This window comes from Bordetella genomosp. 10 (assembly GCF_002261225.1).
Lineage (GTDB): Bacteria > Pseudomonadota > Gammaproteobacteria > Burkholderiales > Burkholderiaceae_B > Bordetella_C.
In genome coordinates, this window is the sequence record NZ_NEVM01000002.1 from 1,041,619 (window position 1) to 1,062,267 (window position 20,649).

Consider the following 20,649-nt stretch of genomic DNA (forward strand, 5'->3'; position numbering starts at 1 on the left):
GCTCATCATCGGGAGTCTCATATGGCCACCACTGTCGGCGATTTCCTGGTTGACCGCCTGTATGCCTGGGGCGTGCGCCGCATCTTCGGTTATCCGGGCGACGGCATCAACGGCGTCTTCGGGGCCTTGCGGCGGGCGCGCGGCAAGATCGAGTTCGTGCAGGCCCGCCACGAGGAAATGGCCGCGTTCATGGCCAGCGCCCATGCAAAATTTACTGGAGAGCTGGGCGTGTGCATCGCCACGTCCGGCCCCGGGGCCTCCCATTTGTTGACCGGCCTCTATGACGCCCGCATGGACCATGTGCCGGTGCTGGCCATCGCCGGCCAGCAGGCGCGCGCGTCGCTGGGCGGCCATTACCAGCAGGAGCTGGACCTCGTCTCGATGTTCAAGGACGTCGCCGGCGCCTTCGTGCAGCAGGCCGTGGTGCCCGGCCAGGTGCGCCACCTGGTCGACCGGGCCGTCCGCACGGCCCTGGCGGAGCGCAAGGTGACGGCGCTGGTGCTGCCCAACGACCTGCAGGAGCTGGGATACGAGCCGCCGGGCCACAAGCACGGCACGGTGCATTCCGGCGTCGGCTACCAGGCGCCGCGCCTGCTTCCTTTCAAGGAAGACCTGGAGCGCGCCGCCGAGGTCCTGAACGCCGGCAAGAAGGTCGCGATCCTGGTCGGCGCCGGCGCGCTCGCCGCCACCGATGAGGTGATCGCCGTGGCGGACCGCCTGGGGGCGGGCGTGGCCAAGGCCTTGCTGGGCAAGGCGGTATTGCCGGACGATACGCCCTGGGTCACCGGTTCCATCGGCTTGCTGGGCACCAAGCCCAGCTACGAAATGATGGAGGCTTGCGACACGCTGCTGATGATCGGGTCCGGTTTTCCGTACTCGGAATTCCTGCCCAAGGAAGGCGCCGCGCGCGGGGTGCAGATCGATATCAAGGCCGATATGCTGAGCCTGCGCTACCCCATGGAGGTCAGCCTGGTGGGCGACAGCGCCCAGACCTTGCGCGAACTGCTGCCGCTGCTGGAGCAGAAGACCGACACGCGATGGCGCGACGACATCGCCCATTGGACCGGCCGCTGGTGGAAGACCTTGGAGAAGCGCGCGCTGGAGCCCGGGCGCGAAGGCGTGAATCCGCAGCGCAGCGTGTGGGAGCTGTCGTCCCGCGTGCCGGCCGACGCCGTCGTCACCAGCGACTCGGGCTCGGTGGCCAATTGGTATGCGCGGGATTTGAAGGTGCAGCGCGGCATGATGTGCTCGCTGTCCGGCGGACTGGCGTCCATGGGCGCGGCGGTTCCCTATGCCATCGCTGCCAAGTTCGCCCATCCGGCGCGGCCGGTCATCGCGCTGGTGGGCGACGGCGCGATGCAGATGAACAATATGGCGGAGTTGATCACCGTCGCCAAATATTGGGAACAGTGGGCCGACCCGCGATGGATCTGCATGGTCCTGAACAACGGCGACCTGAACCAGGTGACGTGGGAACAGCGGGTCATGAACGGCGACCCCAAGTTTTCCGCATCGCAGGATATTCCGTCGATTCCTTATCACGCCTTCGCCGAAATGATAGGCCTGAAGGGGATATACGTGGACCAGGACGACATGCTGGGCGCGGCATGGGATACGGCGCTGCATGCCGACCGTCCCGTGGTCATCGAGGTGAAGGCCGACCCTAGCGTGCCGCCGCTGCCGCCGCACATCACCATGACCCAGGCGCGCGCCTTCGGCAAGGCGCTGCTGCAAGGCGACCCCGACCAGGGCAACGTGGTGATCGACACGGCGCGCCAAGTCTTGGGCAGCGTGCTGCCGGGCGGCGCATAGCGGGCAGGGCGCGCGGGGCCATCCGCGCCGAGCATGCCGGCCTGCACAGCCGGTCGCCTGCGCTGCCAGCCCGGCGTCACGAGCACGGCGTCGTCGCTACGCGGCTTTACCGTCCACGCCCACCAAGGCTTCGAATCTGCGGGCGATGCCCTTCGCATCCATGCCGAACTCGCGCATCAGGTGCGGCGTGGTGGCGCCATAAGCGAAGACGTCCGGCACGCCCACGCGCCCGAAGCGCAGGGCGCAGCCGGCTTCGGCGATCTGCTCCGCCAGCGCGGAACCCAAGCCGCCGACGATGGAGTGATTCTCGACGGTCAGCACGGCGCCGGCCGCGCGCGCCAGCGCCAGCAGGTCGGCGCTCAGCGGCTTGAGCCGCGTCACCGCGACTACGCCCACGTCGATGCCGCGCGCGGCCAGGCGATCGGCGGCGCCCTGCGCTTCGGGCACGCTCAGGCCGCAGGCCAGTAGCAGTCCGTCCGCGCCTTCCCGCAGGACCGCGTAACCGCGGCCGCCGGAGGAGGGCGCGGCGGCGCCGGCGGCCTGCTCCCTGGCTCGCGCCAGGCGCAGATAGACCGGCCCTTCGTGCGCGACGGCTTCGGCCACGGCGTCCGCGACCTGGCCCGGCGCCGGCTCCAGGATGTGCATATTGGGCAGGCCGCGCATCATCGCGATATCGTCGATGGCCTGGTGGCTGACGCCCAGCAAGGTATCGAGGCCCGGAATGAATCCCACCACCTTGACGTTCAGGCGGGGATAGGCGATCTGCATGGCCAGTTGATCATAGGCGCGCCGCGTGGCGAAGACGCTGAAGGTGTGCACGAACGGAATGCGGCCGCAACGGGCCATGCCTCCAGCCATGCCCATCATGTTGGCCTCTGCGATGCCCACCTGGAAGAACTGGTCGGGCAGGGCGTCGCGCAGCAGGTCGGTTTCGGTCGGTCCGCTGAGATCGGCCGTAAGGGCGACGATGCGCGGGTCGCGCCTGGCGGCGGCCAGCAAGGCCGAGCCGTAAGGCTTGGCCGCCACGCCCTGGCCGGATCGGTCGGTAAAGTCATTGACGGTCAACGACGGAGCGTTCACTGAATGGGTGTTAACTGAAGGGGCGTTCACGGGTGTGCCTTCCTGTCCAGTTCCATGAGGGCTTGCGCCGCCGTCTCGGGCGGCAGGCGCAGGTTGTGGCCCAGCAGTCCTTCCAGCGAGGGCGCGCCCTTGCCGACCAGGGTGCGGGCGATGATGCAATGCGGCTGCCCGGGCGTCGCGCGCACGCGGTCCAGCATCGCGAGGATGGCGTCCATATCGTTGCCGTCGATGTCCTCGACGCGCCAGCCGAAGGCCCGCCATTTGTCGGCCAGGGGCTCGTGCGGCTGCACCTGGTCGATATGGCCCTCGACCTGCATGTCGTTGGCGTCGATGATCAGGCAAAGGTTGTCCAGCCGCCAGTTGCCGGCGGCCATGGCCGCTTCCCAGACCTGGCCCTCCTGCAATTCGCCATCGCCCAGCATGACGAAGACGCGGCTGCCGCCGCCCGTGCGCTTGAGCGTGGCGGCCATGCCGACGCCCACCGACAGTCCCTGGCCCAGGGAGCCGCAGGTGGCCTCGATCATCGGACCGAGCCGCTCGGATGCGTTGATCTCCAGCGGGGAGCCGTCGTCGCAATAGCCGTCGAGCAAGGCCGGCGGGAAATAGCCGCGCGCCGCCAGCGTGGCATAGAAGATGGCGGTGTTGTGCGCGGTGGACAGGATGAAGCGGTCGCGTTCCGGCCAGTCGGGCGTCTGCGGACGCTGCCGGAGCTCGGCGAAGTACAGGGCGGTGAACAGGTCGGCGGCGCCCAGTCCCTGCTGCACATAGCCTTGTCCGGTGCGCGCCACCATGCGGACGACCTGCTTGCGCAGGGCCAGCGCGATGGCGCGCAGTTCGCCGGCGGTGCGCGTCGGTTCGAAACGGAGTGCGGTGTCCATGGGAATGGCTTCCTCACAGATGCGCCGCGAGGCGGGCGCAGGCGTGGTCGGTGACTTGCAATGCGAGATCTATGTCCTGAACCGTGTGCGCAAGGCTCAGGAACATGTTGTGGCGGTGATGCAGGTAGATGCCGTGCTTGATCGCCTCGGCGGCGAAATAAGCGCCCTTGGCGTAATCGGCGTCGTCCTCGAACAGCACCGAAGGCAGTTGCGCGGGGCCCGTTTGCCGGATGGCCAGGCCATGGCGGGCGGCCTGGCGGGCCAGGCCGTCGCGCAGGCGTTGTCCCGTTTCTTCGAAATGCCGGATGGCGTCGTTGTTTTCCAGGACGTCCAGGGTGGCCAAGGCGGCGGCCATGGCGACGCCGCCCATCCAGAACGAACCCGTGACGTAGACCTCCTGCGCGGCCTGGCGGAAAGCGTCGTTGCCGGTGACCGCCGCCAGGGCGTAGCCGTTCGCGATGGCCTTGCTCCAGGCCGATAGATCGGGACGCACGCCCAGGCGTTCCCAACTGCCTTGCATGGACAGGCGGAAGCCGGCGCGCACCTCGTCGACGATCAGGGCCGCGCCGGCCCGGTCGCAGAGGGCGCGGGCCGCGCGCGCGAAGGCCGCGGTCGGCAGCTCCTGCGGCTGTCCCATATCGTGGCGGAAGGCGGACACCAGGATGGCGGCCAGGTCGTCGCCGGCCTCGCGCACGGCGGCTTCGAGGCTCTCGACGTCGTTGTAGCGGAAGTAGATGAGATGGGCGCGATCTTCCGCCGTCACGCCGGCCAGCGACGGCGAGCACCAGGGCACGGCGCCGTGGTAAGCCCCCTTGGCCAGCACGATCTTGCGCTTGCGGGTGCCGGCGCGCGCCATGGTCACCGCGGTGGTGGTCGCGTCCGTGCCGTTTTTCTGGAAGACGGCCCAGTCGGCGTGCGGCAGCAGATGCACCAGCCGTTCGGAAAGCTCGACCAGCCGGGCGGTGGGACCGTTCATGCAATCGCCCAGCGCCGCCTGGCGCCGCGCCGCCTCTTCGACGGCGGGGTGCCGATGCCCGACGATGATGGGCCCCCAGCTACACATGAAGTCCAGATATTCGCGGCCGTCGGCATCCCAGAGGCGGCAACCCTCGGCCCGCTCGTAGAACTGCGGATAACCGGGCGGCAACAGCCTGGCGTTGAGGTGGCCATACATGCCGCCGGGAATGACGCGCGCCGCGCGGCGGCGCAGGTCCGCATCGCCGGAAACGCCGCTACTGCCAGGATCCACTACCGGTGAAAGGGCGGTCATATTCTTTCCTGTCCGTGTGCTGCGGTTGGTTTATGCGAACACGATACATGATATATGATGTTATCGAAAACGGGAAAACCCGGATCGAACCGCGGCCCGTGAGCCCGCCCCGCGATCCCGGCCCGCTATGCGCGAGCCGTCTTGCGCGGCGCGCGCCGCACCGATTTGGTGGAGGATTTTTTGACGGGTTCGACGTCCTTGCCGTCGATGCTGGCCAGGTAGTTGATGAACTGTTCGCCACCTTCGATCAAGTCCTGTTCGACCGCGGTCTTCAGCGCCTGCGGGTCGCGGGCCTTGATCGCCGCGACGATCTGCTCGTGCTGGTGGTCGCCGTGGTAGGTCGGATGGCCGTGCGGATAGAGGTAGTTCAGCAGCGGCCCCGCCTGTATCCACAGGCGTTCGAGGATGTCCGTCAGTTGCCCCATGCCGGAGCGGCGATAGAGGAGGAAGTGGAAATCGAAATTCGATTGCACCGCCTGCGGATAGTCCTTTTCCTGTTCGGCGCGCACCAGCGTGGCGTGGGCGCGTTCGAGGTCGGCGATGAAGGCCGCGTCGACGTGGGGCAGCGCCTCGACGGCGGCCATGGGCTCGAGCAGCAGGCGCAGGCGCCGGATCTCCATGTACTCGGCCAGTGACAGGCGGCGGGTGAGGAAATAGTAGCCCGCCTTCATCTCGATGGCGCCGTCGTTGGCCAGCAGCAGGATGGCTTCGCGCACGGGGGTTTCGCTGACTTGCAGGTCGGCGGCGAGCTCCTTGATCTTCAGCCGCTCGCCGGGCTGGAAGCGGCCCGACATGAGGCGGTCGCGCAGGGTGCGGTAGACCTGGCCGGTCAGGCTCGTGCGGGTGACGGACGGTTGCTCGATTGCCATGGCGTCTGTACTGGTGAAGGTGGGGGCCCCTAGTAGAACTACTAATGCCGGGGCAGGTTGTAAAAACACCATATATTATATATCGTGTTCGGAACTCGTCCTGAACCGCAAGGGGTCCAAGCATGGTTTTGAAACGCACACTGACGGTTGCGGCGCTGCTCGGCGCGATGTCCCTGGCGGCGGCCCCCGCGGCGGAGGACGCGCCGAAGAAGGGCGGCACGCTGGTCTACGCCGACCTGTCCGGCCCCAACACCCTGGACCCGCAGGTCGCCGCCAGCATGGTGGACCTGGAAGTCGTCCATCATATCTACGAAGGCCTGGTGGCCATGGACGCCAAGTACAACGCCAAGCCCATGCTGGCGCGCGAGGCCAAGGTCAGCGACGACAACAAGACCTATACCTTCGTCCTGCGCAAGGGCGTCAAGTTCCACAACGGCAAGGTCATGACCTCGGCCGATGTCAAGGCCACGTTCGAACGCTACGCGCGGGTCAGCCCCAACAAGTCCGTGCTCGACGACGTGGCCGGCTACGAGACGCCGGACGCGGACACCTTCGTCATCCACCTGAAGCATTCCAATACGGTCTTCCTGGACGTGCTGAAGACCCCCGTCTATCCCTTCGTCATCCTGCCCGCCGAGGAGAAGGACAAGCCGGCGCGCGGCGTCGACGTCATCGGCACCGGCCCCTTCAAGCTGGGACAGTGGGTGAAGGATAGCTACCTGACGCTGCAGCGCTTCGACGGCTACACGCCCGACGACAGCGCCGGCGGTCCGGACGGCCTGGCCGGCAAGCGCACCGCCTACGTGGACACGGTGCGCTTCAACTTCGTGCCCGAGGCCAATGCCCGGGTCGCGGCCATGCAGACCGGCGAGGCGGTCTTCACCGCGGCGATACCGCCCGAACTGCTGGCGCGCCTGAAGCCGATGAAGTACCTGGAATCGTTCACGACCTATCCCGCCTGCCAGCAGTACTTCATCGTCAATACCCAGCAGCCGCCCACCGACAAGGTGGAGGTGCGCCAGGCCATACGCACGGCGGTGCACGTGGACGACATCATGAAAGTGATAGGCGCGTCGCGCAAGAATCACTCGATGGTGTACCCGGACGGCCCGTACTACGGCGGCGAGGTCACCGACGGCCGCTACAACCAGAACGATCCGAAGAAAGCCGCGGAGCTGCTCAAGCAGGCGGGCTACCAGAACGAGCCCATCGTGCTGCAGACCAACAACAACTACGACTACATGCGCGATGCCTTGCTGGTGTTGTCGGAGCAGTTGAAGAAAGCCGGCATGAACGCCAAGATGGACATCACGGACTGGACGACGAACGCCTCCAACATGCAGTCCGGCAAGGGCAACTGGAACGTGTCGACCACCACGTTCTGCGCCAATCCGCTGCTGGGCCCGCAGCAGTGGCAGGCCATGATCTACAACTTCCCGCACGTCAAGAACGACAAGGTGCTGGACGATGCCTACGACACTTTCTACAAGACGCCCGACATGGCCGGCCGCAAGGCCGCGTGGCTGACCATCGAGCAGCGCGTCCTGGACCAGGCCTACATGATCAAGGTGGCCGACCGCGGCAACGTGCAGGTGATCAACACGCGCAAGGCGGGCGGCTTCGAGCCGTATTACCTGAATCATTTCTGGAACGTCTGGCTCAAGTAAGGATAAGCGGTCCATGTCCCGTATCGTGTCCGCGCGGATCGCCCAGGCCCTGCCCGTGATGTTGATCGTGGCGATCCTCACTTTCTTCCTGATGCACATGCTGCCCGGCGACCCGGCGGTCATCATCGCCGGCGACCAGGCCGGGCCGGAGGCCGTGGCGGCCATCCGCCATAGCCTGGGCCTGGACCGGCCGCTGCCGGAACAGCTCTGGCTGTGGCTGACGCACCTGGCGCACGGCAATTTCGGCGATTCGCTGGTGTTGAACCAGCCGGTGCTGCAGGCGGTCACGGAGCGCCTGCCGGTGACCTTGTCGCTGGCCGCCGTGGCCTTCGTCATTACCGTGCCGGTGGGCGTGGGCCTGGGCATCGTCGCCGCGTTCTGGCGCAACTCGTGGATCGACTCCGCGGTGATGGGCTTCGCCCTGCTGGGGGTATCGCTGCCCAGTTTCTGGGTCGGCACCATTTCGGTGATTCTCTTCAGCGTCAACCTGGGATGGCTGCCGACCGCGGGCTACGTGCCGATCGCGGAAGGCGGGGTGGGGGAGTGGTTCGCCTCGCTGGTGCAGCCGGCGGTGGTGCTGGCCTTGTTCCAGATCGGTTTCCTGGCGCGCATGACGCGGTCCGAAATGCTGGAAATCCTCGACCAGGATTTCGTCCGCACCGCGCGCGCCAAGGGCGTGTCGGAGTTCGCCACGGTGGGCAAGCATGCCTTCCGCAATACGCTGGTGTCGGTGGTGACGGTGGGCGGCTATATCCTGAGCCTGCTGATCGGCGGGTCGGTGGTGGTCGAGCAGGTGTTCGCGCTGCCGGGCGTGGGGCGGCTGCTGGTGCAGGCCATCATGTCGCGCGACTACCCTACGGTGCAGGGCACGATGCTGCTGCTGGGTTTCGCCTTCGTGTTGATCAACGTCCTGATCGACGTGCTCTACACCTACCTGGACCCGCGGGTGCGCTATGACTGACGTCGCGACGGACGCCGCCATCGACAAGGCCCAGGCCCAGGCCCAGGCCCAGGCCCAGGCCGAAACCGCACCCGCGCAGCCGCGCGCCCTCGTGCTCAAGCGGCTGTGGCGCCATCGTTCCTTCCGCATCGGCGCGATCGTCCTGCTGCTGATCGTCGGCGCCGCCGTGCTGGCGCCGTTCATCAGCTCAGGCGATCCGATGACCATGCAGATGGTGAACCGCTTCCACGCGCCGTCCGGCGAATTCCCGTTCGGCGCCGACCAGTATGGGCGCGACGTCTACACGCGGGTGCTGTACGGCGCGCGGCTGTCGCTGTGGATCGGCTTCAGCGTCGCCATCCTGTCGGCCATCGGCGGCGCCGTGGTGGGCATGGCGGCCGGCTATTTCTCGCGCCTGGACTCCATCCTGATGCGCTTCATGGACGCCTTGCTGGCGTTCCCCGCCATCCTGCTGGCCATCGGCATCAACGCCGTGCTGGGACCGCAGGTGCACAGCGTCATCGTCGCGCTGTCCTGTGCGTATGTGCCCCGCACCGCCCGTATCGTGCGGGCGTCGGTCCTGGTCATCCGTCGGCTGGACTACGTCGACGCGGCGCGCATCAGCGGCGCCGGCGCCTGGCGCATCCTGACGCGCCACATCCTGCCCAATACGCTGGCGCCCCTGCTGGTCTCGCTGACCTTCGTGTTCGCGTACGCCATCCTGGCGGAGGCCACGCTCAGCTACCTGGGCATCGGGCCGCCGCCGCCCACGCCAAGCTGGGGCAACATCATTTCGGAAGGCCGCGACTACGCGGTGGAATCGTGGTGGATCATGCTCTTTCCCGGACTGGCCATCAGCCTGTCCGCGCTGGCCATCAACCTCCTGGGCGACGGACTGCGCGACGTCCTGGACCCGCGGCTGAAAGTGGAGGGCAACTGATGGCCCTGTTGGAAGTCGAAGACCTGAACGTGGATTTTCGCGGCGACGGCGGCTGGACCCGCGCCGTCAGCGACGTCGGCTTTTCCGTCGGCGAGAACGCCTCGCTGGGCATCGTGGGCGAATCGGGCAGCGGCAAGAGCGTGTGCGCGCTGTCCATCCTGCGGCTGCACCACCGGCGCATGTCGCGCATGCCGGGCGCGCGCATCCGCTTCGACGGCCGCGACCTGCTGACGCTTTCGAACCGCGAACTGCGCCGGGTGCGCGGCGCGGACATCGCGATGATCTTCCAGGACCCCATGACGTCGCTGAACCCGGTGCTGACCGTCGCCGACCAGATCGGCGAGACGCTGCGCATCCACCAGGGCCTGGACAAGTCCGCGGCGCGGCGCCGCGCGGTGGAGCTGCTGGACATGGTGCGCATTCCGGACGCGGCGCGCCGGGTCGACGAGTATCCGCATCGCCTGTCGGGCGGCATGCGCCAGCGGGTGATGATCGCCATGGCCATCGCCTGCCGGCCGCGGCTGCTGATCGCCGACGAGCCGACCACGGCGCTGGACGTGACCATCCAGGCGCAGATCATGCAGTTGCTGCGCGAGCTGCAGGCGGAGATCGGCATGTCCGTCATCCTGATCTCGCACGACCTGGGACTGGTCGCCGAATTCGTGCAACGGGTGGTCGTGATGTACGCGGGGCACGTGGTGGAGGAGGCCGACGCGGCCGATATCTTCACGCGGCCGCTGCATCCCTACACCGAAGGGCTGCTGCGCGCGATTCCCAGGCTGGACCACGACGCGCGCCGGCTGCCGGCGATCCCGGGCAATATCCCCGCCGCCGGCAACTGGCCGCAAGGCTGCCGCTTCAGCCCGCGCTGCGCCCTCGCGGAACCGGGCTGCCTGGCCGCGCCGCCGCCGCTGGACGACCTGGCCGGCGGCCGGCGCCTGCGCTGTCCGCCACGGCGCGCCATGGCGCTCGCCGATGCGTTGGAGGGGGTGGCATGAGCGCGCCGGGCCGCCCCAAGCGCGAATCCTCCCTTGGGGAGGAGGTCGCGCAGCGACAGGAGGGCACCATGCACGCGCCGGGCCGCCCCAAGCGCGAATCCTCCCTTGGGGAGGAGGTCGCGCAGCGACAGGAGGGCACACCAACCCGTGGTGCGCCGATTGTCCAGGTCGACGGCCTGACGCGCGATTTCAAGCTGGGGCGCGGCGCCGGCAATGCCGTGCTGCGCGCCGTCGACAACGTCAGTTTCCAGATCGGCGTGGGCGAGACCCTGGGCCTGGTCGGCGAGTCCGGTTCCGGCAAGTCGACCATAGGCCGGATGATGATAGGCCTGCTGCCGCCGTCGCAAGGCGACATCCGCCTGTTCGGCAGGTCGATCGCCGGCAAGCCGGGCCAGGCCAATCTGAAGGCCGTGCGCCACCGCCTGCAATTCGTTTTCCAGGATCCGTATTCGTCGCTGAATCCCCGCATGCGCGTGGGCGACGCCGTGGCCGAGCCCATCGACATCGCCGGCAAGCTGGACGGCAAGGCGCGCGGCGAGCGCGTCGCCGAACTCTTCGAGATGGTGGGCCTGCCGCCGTCCTTCGCCAGCCGCTTCCCGCACGAGTTCTCCGGCGGCCAGCGCCAGCGCATCGTCATCGCGCGCGCCCTGGCGCTGAACCCGGATTTCGTCGTCTGCGACGAGGCGGTGGCGTCGCTCGACGTGTCCATGCAGGCGCAGATCGTCAATCTGCTGATGGACCTGCAGGACAAGCTGGGCCTGAGCTACCTGTTCATCGCGCACGACCTGGCGGTGGTGCGCGCCATCTCGCAACGGGTGGCCGTGCTGTACGCGGGCGAGGTGGTCGAGATCGGCGCGAAGCGCGGTCTCTATGCCTGGCCCCGCCACCCCTACACGCAGGCCTTGCTCAAGGCGGTGCCGCGGCCGGAAGTCGGCCGTCCGCGCCAGCCTCCCATCAAGGGCGAGCTGCTGAGCGTGCTGGACAAGCCCAAGGGCTGCAGCCTGGCGCCGCGCTGCCCGCACGCCGCCGAGCGCTGCCGCGAGGAAAAACCCCGCTTGCGCGAGGTCGAGGCGGGCTGGCAGGTCGCCTGCCATTTCCACGAAACCATCAGCCCGGCCGCGCCGGGATCCCTGTCCCAGTAAAAAGGAATCCGCCTCATGTCTCGCGCTCGTCCCGAGTTCGGCGCCTTCAACCAGCGTCCCCGTCCCACCAGTGTCATGCACCCGGACCAGGGATGGCACGTCTCGCACTGGTACGAGGCGCCGCGCGAGGATCCCGCGCTGCCCGAGGTCTACGTGTACACGAACGCCATGTCGTACGCGCCGGGCGAGACGGTGGTCTTCCATGGCTCCAGCACGGCGCCGCGCTTCAGCCTGGAGATCTGGCGCGACGGCGTGACGCCGGACTGCGTCCACGCGCGCGACGAGGTGCCGGGCACGTTCGCGCCCATGCCGCCGGCCGCGTATCGCGATGGCTGCGGCTGGCCCGAGGTGCATCGCTGGACGGTGCCGGCGGACGCCGCCAGCGGTTTCTATCGCGTCGCCGCATGGTGCGAACGGGCCGACGGCTCGCGCTTCCTGCAGCATCACTTCTTCGTCGTGCGCCCCGCGGCGGGCCAGCCCCGGCGGCAGGGCCGATTCCTCTTCCTGCTGTCGACCTCCACCTGGACCGCCTACAACGATTGGGGCGGCGCCAATTCCTACGACGGCATCGACGGACCGAACGGCAAGCAGTTCTCGCCGACGCTGAGCACGCTGCGCCCCTGGACGCGCGGGCTGGTGTGGCTGCCGCCGGGCGCGCCGCGGCTGTGCGACCCGGTGCCGCGCGGCGCGGGCGAGGCGCCGCGCTATCCGACCAAGGAATGGGCCTACACCAACGGCTACGCCCAGTACTACGCCTCGTCGGGATGGGCGCAGTTCGAGCGCCATTTCGCCGTATGGGCCGAGCGCGAGGGGTATGCCTTCGACACCATCACGCAGACCGACCTGCATTACCGTCCGGAGCTGCTCGACGCTTACGGCACGGTGGTGATCGCCGGCCATGACGAATACTGGACCCGCCAGATGCGCGAGGCCATCGACCGCTATGTGGACGGCGGCGGCCGCGTGGCGCGCTTCGCCGGCAACTTCATGTGGCAGATCCGGCTCGAGGAGGAGGGCGCGCGCCAGGTCTGCTACAAGGCGCGGGCCGACACGGAGGACCCGGTGGCCGGCGGCCCCGACAACACCTACCTCACCGGCGCCTGGGAGCAGCAGTCCGTGAACTGGCCGGGCGCGACGACGTTCGGCGTCAACGGCTGGCGCGGCACCTATTCGTCGTGGGGCGGTTTCGCGCCGCGCGCCAGCCGCGGCTTCACGGTGTACCGGCCGCGCCATTGGGCCTTCGCCGGCCTGGACATGCACTACGGCGACGTGCTGGGGGCGGAGGCGGGCATCTTCGCCTACGAGGTGGACGGCGTGGAATACACCTTCCGCCACGGCCTGCCGTATCCCACCCACGAGGACGGCGTGCCCCGGAACACCGAGATCCTGGCGCTGTCGCCGGCCGTGCACGACGAGGAAATGCACGACGGCGAGGGCTTTCGCTACTACATCAAGGACGACGGCGCGGCGCGCCGCACCAAGGCCCTGTGCGGCGACGACAGCCCGGAGGCGATCGAGCGCTACAAGTACGGCTGCGGGGTCATCGTGTCGTTTACCCGGGGCAAGGGCGAGGTCTTCACCGCCGGCAGTTGCGAGTGGATCATGGGATTGACCAGGAACTGCCCGTACACGCAGGGGATCACGCGCAACGTGCTGAACCGCTTCCTGGCGGCTGGCTAGCCGGAGCCGCCACACCCGATTGTTGAGGCGTATCGATAAAAGCATTGGATTTTTTCATTTGTGCGGTCTTTCGCCCGGCGGCGATAGTTGAGGGCAAAGAAGACATGCCGGCGCCCGCCGCCGGCGGTTCCGAACCAGCAACAAGGGGCTTCATCCGATGCGTACGCTACGCTATACCGCAAGCGCGCTGCTTGCCGCGTTTTTCTGTCTGGCCGGCCTGGCGGGCGGCGGCCAGGCCTGCGCCGAGAACTATCCCTCGCGTCCGATACGCATGATCATTCCCTGGTCGGTGGGCGGGTCCACCGACATGCTGGGCCGGCTGCTGGCCGAGGGCATGGGCAAGCGCCTGGGCGTGGCCATCGTCGTGGAGAACAAGCCGGGCGCCACGGGCACCATCGGCTATGCGCAGGTGGCGCGTTCGCCGGGCGACGGCTACACCCTGCTGCTGGGCACCAACAGCACCTTCGCCATCGCGCCGCATTTCTACCACGACCTGCCGTACGACCTGCAACGCGATTTCCGTCCCATCGGCATGATAGGGGCCAACCAGCAGGTGCTGTGCGTGCAGCCGCAGGCGCCGTACAAGACGGTGGCGGACCTGGTCAAGGCGGCCAAGGCCAAGCCCGGCGCCATCAACTATGCCTCGTCGGGCGTCGGCGGATCCAGCCATCTGGCGACCGAGCTGCTGATGTCCACCACCGGCATCAGCATGATGCACGTGCCGTACCGGGGCGGCGCGCCCGCGGTGCAGGCCTTGCTGGGCGGACAGACCGAAGTCGGTTTCGTCGACATCAGCGTGGCCGAGCCCCTGATCCACAGCGGCAAGCTGCGCGCCCTGGGGACCAGCGGCGCCAAGCGCGCGCCCTTGCTGCCCGACCTTCCCACGCTGGCCGAATCGGGCGTGTCCGGCTTCGAGTCGCTGACCACGTTCGGCCTGTTCGCCCCCGCGGGCACGTCCGACGCCATCGTGCAGAAGCTGAACACGGCGCTCAACGAAAGCCTGCGCGATCCCGCCTTGTCGAAGCAACTGGCCGCGCAGGGCTTCGAGCTCACCCCGGGTCCGGCCCAGGCCTACGTTGCGTACGCGGCCGAGGAAACCCGCAAGTGGGGGAGCTTGATCGCCCAGCGGCATATTACGTTGCCCTGAGCGTTTCCTTGTAGTGGCCGTTGCGCGCCGTCCCGGGTTTTCTTCCTGGGAGTCGCGCGATCAGCGGCCTCCGACTCGCGCGCTGAATCAAGCAAGCCAATCGAACAACCGAATCGCACAACCGAATCGAGCATCCATGATGACCGTCCAACCCGAGGCCGCCGCCCATCCCTTGCCGCGACTCTTCACGCCTTGCACCTTGCGCGGCCTGACGCTGCGCAACCGCGTCGTCGTCTCTCCCATGTGCCAGTACGTCTCGAACGACGGCGCGGCCACGGACTGGCATCTGGTGCACCTGGGGAAGTTCGCCATGGGCGGTGCCGGCCTGGTGTTCTGCGAGGAAACCGCCGTCGAGGCGAGCGGCCGCAAGACCTATGGCTGCGCCGGCATGTACGACGATCGCCACGTCGCCGCCGCGCGCCGCGTCAACGACTTCATCCATGCGGCGGGGGCGGCGTCCGGCATCCAGTTGGGGCACGCCGGGCGCAAGGCCTCTTGCGGACCGCCCTGGACCAACTTCCGTCCGCTGACCGACGACGACGCCCGGCAAGGCATGCCGCCCTGGCGCGGCGTGTCCGCCAGCGAATTGCCGGCCAAGCCCGGCGCGCTGGTTCCCCACGCGCTGGACGAGGCGGAAATCCGCGCCCTGATCCAGACCTGGCGCACGGCTGCGCAGCGCAGCGTGGACGCCGGCTACGACGTGTGCGAAGTCCATGGCGCGCACGGCTACCTGATCCATCAATTCCTCTCGCCGCTGGCCAATCTGCGGACCGACGGCTGGGGCGGCGACCTGGCCGGCCGCATGCGCCTGGCCCTGGAAATCGCCGAGGCGGTGCGCCAGGTCTGGCCGGCGGACAGGCCGGTGTTCTTCCGCGTGTCCGCCGTGGACGGCGACGGCGGCGCCTGGGACATGGACGATACCGTGGTGCTGGCGCGGGCCTTGCGCGAGCGCGGCGTCGACGTGGTGACCTGCTCGTCGGGCGGCATCAACGGTCCCTTGAACATGGCGGTGGTGCCGCGCGTTCCGGGCTACCAGGTGCCGTATGCCGAGCGCGTGCGCAGGGAGGCGGGCATCGCGTCCTGCGCGGTGGGCCTGATCACGGAGCCGGCGCACGCCGAGCGCATCCTGCAACAAGGGCAGGCGGACCTCGTCGCCCTGGCGCGCGAGCTGATGGCGGACCCCAATTGGCCGGTGCGCGCGGCGAACGAACTGGGCGTGCCGGATTACCTGGGGCTGCTGCCCAGGGATTATGCATGGTGGCTGCGGCGGCGGGAGGACATCCGCGCGTTGGGCAAGGAAGGGTAGTCCCGCGCGGCGCGGCCAGCCCTGCCGCGAACGGAGGGACCGTGGGTCCTATGCGGGCGGCGCGCCGTCTCCTTCGTCCGGCGGATGGGCCGCCGCCGGCGCGGGGGACAGCGAGATGCCCTCCGGCAATTCGCGTTCGCCCAGCGTGTCCAGCAGGGCTTGCTGCAAGGCCTGCGCGGTCGAGGACAGCGACCGCAGGCTGCGCGACACCAGGAACAGTTCCCGGTACAGCACCGGGTCGCGCAACATGCGGAAGGGCAGTTGCTCCAGTTGGTGGGTAAAGGCGGTCAGGCGGGGCAGGATGCACAGCCGGCCGCCGAGTTGCAGCATGGGGTAGAGCGAGGTCGAACTGGAGACTTCCTCGCGCGGCTCGGCCACGTTGAAGTCTTGCAGGGTCTGGCGGTGCACGATGCCGACCTGCGTATCGGAGGCCAGGCCCACCAGGTCGTTCCGGTGCGCGGAGACCTGCGACCAGTGGACCTCTTCGCCCGGCGTGGCCAGCGGATGGTCGGCGCTGCAGGCGATGCCGTAGCGGTCGCGCAGCAGCGGGACGTAGTCCAGGTCGTCGTAGTCCAGCAGGCGGCTGGTGATGCCGAAGTCGACGTCGCCGTCGCGCACGCGGCGCTCGATTTCCGCCGAGCCGGCTTCGCGCACGGACAGCGTGACGTGGGGATAGTCGGCCTGGAAACGGGGCAGGGCGGGGATCAGCAGCCAGGCGACGATGGACGGCGCGGCGGCGATGCGCAGGTGGCCGTGCTGGTGCAGGGCCACGGCGCGCAGGTCGCTGATCATGGTGTCGAACTGCTGTAGCAGGGTGCTGGCCTGTTGATGCAGGTGGCGGGCGGCCGGGGTCAGGGTGACGCTGCGCGTGGTGCGCTCGAACAGCTTGACGCCCACCTCGTCTTCCAGTTGATGGATGGTGGAGCTCAGCGAGGATTGCGTCAGGAACAGGCGTTCCGCCGCGCGGGTGAAGGACCCCGTATCGGCGACCGCGACGAAGCTGCGCAGATGACGCAGCGTGATGAGCGTGGACATAGGGCGGCAGGCGTGGGTGGGCGTGGTCTCGCGACGGGACGGCGAGGCGAGGCCTTCAGCATATATAGGCCGCATCGCTGAATCAATCCGAATTTTTCATTTGTAGGTGTAAATCCCGACCCCTATCATTTTTTTCATCCGGTTTTTTCCATCCAGTCAGGAGGGCGCGCAGCGTGGAGTCTTCAACGAATCAGTCCGGCGGCAGGACAACGCCAGGGCTGCGTATCGCCGTCGATATCGGCGGCACGTTCACGGACGGCGTCGCCATCCGCGAATCCGATGGCCGCATCTGGGTGGGCAAGACCCTGACCACGCCGGACGATCCGGGCGTGGCCGTGTCCACGGTGATCGAAAGCCTGTTGTCGCAGGCGGGCGCCAAGGGCGACGCCCTGGAGGAAGTGGTGCACGGCACCACGCTGGTGACCAATACGCTGATCGAACGCAAGGGCGCGGCGACCGCGCTGGTGACCACGCAGGGCATGCGCGACGCGCTCGATATCGGCCGCGAATGGCGCTACGACCTGTACGACCTGGAACTGGCCTTGCCCGAGCCGCTCATCCCCGTCGACCGGCGCGTGCAGGCGGACGAGCGCCTGGGCGCGGCGGGACAGGTGCTGAGGCCGTTGACGCAGGAGGAGCTGGACCGCGTCGCCCAGGCCGTGCGCGCGCTGGACGTGCCTTCCGTGGCGGTGTCCCTGCTGCATTCGTACATCAACGACGCGCACGAGCGCGCCATCGGCGCCCACCTGCAACAGGCGCTGCCCGGCGTGGAAGTCTCCCTGTCCTCGGACATGGCGCGCGAGCTCAAGGAATTCGAGCGGACCTCCACCGTCGCGGCCAACGCCTACGTCAAGCCGATCGTGGCGGACTACCTGCGTCAACTGGAAACGCGCATCGACGCCGTGCATCCCGGCATCGCCTTGCGCATCATGGTCTCCAGCGGCGGCTTCACCTCGGCGCGGTCGGCCGCGCATACGCCCATCTTCCTGCTGGAGTCGGGACCGGCCGCCGGCGTCCTGGCGGCCTTGAACACGGCGCGCGCGCAGGGCCTGCGCCAGGTGTTGGCCTTCGACATGGGCGGCACGACGGCCAAGGCCTGCGCCGTCACCGAAGGCGAGCCGCCCATCGCCTACAGTTTCGAGTGCGCGCGGGTGCATCGCTTCAAGCGCGGCTCCGGCCTGCCCATCCTGATTCCCAGCATCGACCTGATCGAGATCGGCGCCGGCGGCGGCTCCATCGCGCACGTCAATCGCCTGGGCCTGCTCAACATCGGGCCGGAGTCGTCCGGCTCGGTGCCCGGGCCGGCGTGCTACGGCAACGGCGGCACCGACGTGACGGTGACCGACGCGGACCTGGTGCTGGGATACCTGAATCCCGACAACTTCCTGGGCGGCGAGATGCGCCTGCGCAAGGACCTGGCCCTGGAAGGCATGCAGCGCCTGGCGGACCGCCTGGGCATGGCGCCCCTGGAGGTCGCGTGGGGGATCCACGACATGGTCAACGAGAACATGGCCAGCGCGGCGCGTATCCACATCGCGGAAAAAGGGCATGACCCTCGCGATTTCACCTTCGTCGCCACCGGCGGCGCCGGACCGGTGCACGCGGCCGAGGTGGCGCGCAAGCTGCGCATCCCGCGCCTGCTGGCGTCGATCGCGGCGGGCGCCGGTTCCTGCCTGGGCATGCTGGCGGCGCCGGCGCGCGCCGACCGCAGTTGGTCGCAGCCCGCGCTGCTGGGCGAGATCGACTGGGACGACGTCAATGCGCGCCTGGCGGCCTTGCGCGCCGACGCCCAGGCTGAACTGCAGGCCTCGGGGGCCGGCGCGGACAGCCTTTCGTGGACCATAGGCGCGGAGATGCGCTACTACGGCCAGGGCGACAACGTGCCGGTGGCGCTCGACTGGCGGGTGTTCGAGCGCGAGGGCGAGCAGGCCGGCGGCAAGGTCATGCGCGAGGTGTTCGAGCAGCGTTATCGCGAACTCTACGGGCACTTGGTGCCGGGCGCCTTGCCGCAGGTGCTGACGTGGCGGCTGACCGGCCGCTCGGTCGTCGGCGCGCGCGACTTCACCTGGGGCGGGGCGCGCAATGGCGGCAGCGCCGCGCCGAGGCAGCGCGAGATCTACCTGCCCTTGCAGCGCGGCTTTCGCGCCGTCGACGTCCACGAGCGCTACGCGCTGCCGCCGGGCACCCGCCTGCAGGGGCCGCTGGTGCTCGAAGAACGCGAATCGACGCTGGTCGTGCCTTTCGCGGCGGACGTCGAGATCCTGCCCGACCTCACCGTTTCCGTGATTCTCAAGGAGTTCGAATAATGCAGACCGTCGCGGACCACGGCGCCCCGGTGGCGTCCCGTTTCGACCCCATCGAGCTGGAGATCCTCTGGCGCCGTCTCATCAGCATCGTCGACGAGGCCTCCACCGCCTTCGTGCGCACCTGCTTCTCCACGCTGGTGCGCGACGCCAACGACTTCGCCGTGGTGCTGACCGACGCCCAGGGCCGCTCGCTGGCGCAATCGACCATGAGCATTCCTTCCTTCATCGGCAGCCTGCCGGCCACGGTCAAGCACTTCCTCAAGAAGTACCCGGCCGAGACGCTGCGGCCGGGCGACGTGCTGGTGACGAACGATCCGTGGATGGGCACGGGCCACATCCATGACGTCAACACCGTCATGCCCATCTTCTTCCGCGGCCGCCTGGTGGCCTTCGCGGCCCTGGTCTCGCACCTGCCCGATATCGGCGGCCGGCTGCGCAGCAACGCCAACCGCGATATCTACGAGGAAGGCCTGCAGATTCCCATGCTCAAGCTGATGGAGCAGGGCCGCGTCAACGAGACGCTGGTGGACATGATCCGCCAGAATATCCGCGTGCCGGAACAGGGCCTGGGCGACATCTGGGCCCAGGTCAGCGCCTGCCGCATGATGGAGGAACGGCTGCTGCCTCTGCTGGAGAAGGTCGACCTGGATGCGCTGGGCGCCGCCATCCGGCAGCGCTCGGAAACCGCCATGCGCGAGGCCATCGCCGCCTTGCCCGACGGCGTGTACGAGTCGGAGGTGCTGCATGACGGCTTCGAGGAGCCCATCCGCATCTGCTGCAAGCTCACCGTGGCCGGCGACACCATCGCCATCGACTATGCCGGCTCCAGCCCGCAGCAGCCGCGCGCGGTGAACGTGGTGCCCATCTACGCCTTCGCGTACTCGGCCTATCCGATCAAGGCCCTGCTGTGCCCGGAGGTGCCGAACAACGAGGGCGGCTTCCTGCCCATCACCACGCAGGCGCCCCTGGGCTCCATCCTCAATCCGACCTATCCGGCCGCGTCGGGCGGGCGCGGGGCCATCGGCCATATGCTGTCGCCGGCGATCTTCCTGGCGCTCGCGGGCATCCTGCCGGAACGCGTGTGGGCGTCGGGGTCGGCCAATTCCTCGGTGACCATGTTCGGCCAGTATCGGGGCCGCCCCTTCAACGTCGTCAACTTCATCAACGGCGGGCAGGGGGCGACGGCGGCGCGCGACGGCTTCTCGGCGATTTCCTTCCCGGCCAACCTGGGCAATACGCCGGTGGAGATGATGGAGGCGCTGGCGCCCATCGTCGTGCACAAGCGCGAGATCCGGCGCGGCAGCGGCGGCGTCGGGCAGCATCGCGGCGGCGACGGCCTGACCTTCGAGTTCGAGATCACGCCCGAGGCCTCCAGCGTGGCGACCTCCTTCCTGATGACGCGCCTGAAGTTTCCGCCGCCGGGCTTGAACGGCGGCGATCCCGGGCAGCGCGGGCGCCTGACGGTGAACGGGCAGGAGCTCGATCCCACCGAGCAGCGCATCCTCAAGCCGGGCGATCGGGTGGTGATGGAAAGCGCGGGGGGCGGGGGATACGGGCCTGCCTGAGCGGGCTCATGGCT

16 protein-coding genes are annotated in these 20,649 nt (G+C 68.4%); 11 read left to right on the plus strand and 5 right to left on the minus strand.

Annotated elements, in window-relative coordinates; all coding sequences use genetic code 11:
• Positions 1-21 precede the first annotated feature (21 nt).
• Complete coding sequence (locus CAL29_RS13980) at positions 22-1,812, plus strand: thiamine pyrophosphate-requiring protein (RefSeq protein ID WP_094853590.1); 1,791 nt, start codon at positions 22-24, stop codon at positions 1,810-1,812.
• A 96-nt stretch (positions 1,813-1,908) separates the two neighbouring features.
• Here CAL29_RS13980 and CAL29_RS13985 read toward each other — a convergent pair whose 3' ends face one another.
• The 4 genes from CAL29_RS13985 to CAL29_RS14000 all read right to left on the minus strand — a co-directional run bounded on the left by CAL29_RS13985 (position 1,909) and on the right by CAL29_RS14000 (position 5,909).
• Positions 1,909-2,922: a transketolase family protein gene (locus CAL29_RS13985; RefSeq protein ID WP_179284018.1), complete on the minus strand. Its 1,014-nt coding sequence runs from the start codon at positions 2,920-2,922 to the stop codon at positions 1,909-1,911.
• Positions 2,919-3,770, minus strand: coding sequence for a transketolase (locus CAL29_RS13990; protein WP_094853592.1), 852 nt, complete (start codon positions 3,768-3,770; stop codon positions 2,919-2,921). The genes CAL29_RS13985 and CAL29_RS13990 overlap by 4 nt, the downstream gene beginning before the upstream one ends.
• A gap of 13 nt (positions 3,771-3,783) precedes the next feature.
• Positions 3,784-5,040 (minus strand): aminotransferase class III-fold pyridoxal phosphate-dependent enzyme, encoded by a 1,257-nt coding sequence (locus CAL29_RS13995; protein WP_094853593.1) that lies wholly within the window; start codon positions 5,038-5,040, stop codon positions 3,784-3,786.
• A gap of 125 nt (positions 5,041-5,165) precedes the next feature.
• On the minus strand, positions 5,166-5,909 hold the full coding sequence (locus tag CAL29_RS14000) for a GntR family transcriptional regulator (RefSeq protein ID WP_179284019.1): 744 nt from the start codon (positions 5,907-5,909) through the stop codon (positions 5,166-5,168).
• A 122-nt stretch (positions 5,910-6,031) separates the two neighbouring features.
• On the opposite strand from CAL29_RS14000, the gene CAL29_RS14005 reads away from it, so the two are divergent.
• From CAL29_RS14005 to CAL29_RS14040, 8 genes are all read left to right on the plus strand, one after another.
• Positions 6,032-7,576, plus strand: a complete 1,545-nt coding sequence (locus tag CAL29_RS14005) for an ABC transporter substrate-binding protein (RefSeq protein ID WP_094853595.1) — start codon at positions 6,032-6,034, stop codon at positions 7,574-7,576.
• Positions 7,577-7,589: 13 nt separating this feature from the next.
• Positions 7,590-8,537, plus strand: a complete 948-nt coding sequence (locus tag CAL29_RS14010; protein WP_094853596.1) for an ABC transporter permease — start codon at positions 7,590-7,592, stop codon at positions 8,535-8,537.
• Complete coding sequence (locus CAL29_RS14015; RefSeq protein ID WP_094853597.1) at positions 8,530-9,456, plus strand: ABC transporter permease; 927 nt, start codon at positions 8,530-8,532, stop codon at positions 9,454-9,456. The genes CAL29_RS14010 and CAL29_RS14015 overlap by 8 nt, the downstream gene beginning before the upstream one ends.
• Entirely contained in the window at positions 9,456-10,454 is a 999-nt protein-coding gene (locus CAL29_RS14020; RefSeq protein WP_094853598.1) for an ABC transporter ATP-binding protein, read from the plus strand. Before CAL29_RS14015 ends, CAL29_RS14020 begins: the two co-directional genes overlap by 1 nt.
• Positions 10,451-11,596 (plus strand): ABC transporter ATP-binding protein, encoded by a 1,146-nt coding sequence (locus CAL29_RS14025; RefSeq protein WP_256977451.1) that lies wholly within the window; start codon positions 10,451-10,453, stop codon positions 11,594-11,596. The genes CAL29_RS14020 and CAL29_RS14025 overlap by 4 nt, the downstream gene beginning before the upstream one ends.
• A 15-nt stretch (positions 11,597-11,611) precedes the next feature.
• On the plus strand, positions 11,612-13,276 hold the full coding sequence (locus tag CAL29_RS14030) for a N,N-dimethylformamidase beta subunit family domain-containing protein (RefSeq protein WP_094853599.1): 1,665 nt from the start codon (positions 11,612-11,614) through the stop codon (positions 13,274-13,276).
• A 157-nt stretch (positions 13,277-13,433) separates the two neighbouring features.
• A complete protein-coding gene (locus CAL29_RS14035) occupies positions 13,434-14,423 on the plus strand; it encodes a Bug family tripartite tricarboxylate transporter substrate binding protein (protein ID WP_094853600.1) in 990 nt (329 codons plus the stop codon).
• Positions 14,424-14,559: 136 nt separating this feature from the next.
• On the plus strand, positions 14,560-15,729 hold the full coding sequence (locus tag CAL29_RS14040; protein ID WP_256977452.1) for an NADH:flavin oxidoreductase/NADH oxidase: 1,170 nt from the start codon (positions 14,560-14,562) through the stop codon (positions 15,727-15,729).
• Between the two features lie 48 nt (positions 15,730-15,777).
• On the opposite strand, the gene CAL29_RS14045 is transcribed toward CAL29_RS14040, so the two are convergent.
• Positions 15,778-16,764 (minus strand): LysR family transcriptional regulator, encoded by a 987-nt coding sequence (locus CAL29_RS14045; RefSeq protein ID WP_179284020.1) that lies wholly within the window; start codon positions 16,762-16,764, stop codon positions 15,778-15,780.
• A gap of 173 nt (positions 16,765-16,937) precedes the next feature.
• Between CAL29_RS14045 and CAL29_RS14050 the strand changes: the two genes are divergently transcribed.
• Together CAL29_RS14050 and CAL29_RS14055 are read left to right on the plus strand one after the other, a co-directional pair.
• Positions 16,938-19,070, plus strand: a complete 2,133-nt coding sequence (locus CAL29_RS14050; protein ID WP_094853602.1) for a hydantoinase/oxoprolinase family protein — start codon at positions 16,938-16,940, stop codon at positions 19,068-19,070.
• Positions 19,070-20,635, plus strand: coding sequence for a hydantoinase B/oxoprolinase family protein (locus CAL29_RS14055; RefSeq protein WP_094853603.1), 1,566 nt, complete (start codon positions 19,070-19,072; stop codon positions 20,633-20,635). The genes CAL29_RS14050 and CAL29_RS14055 overlap by 1 nt, the downstream gene beginning before the upstream one ends.
• Positions 20,636-20,649: the final 14 nt, after the last annotated feature.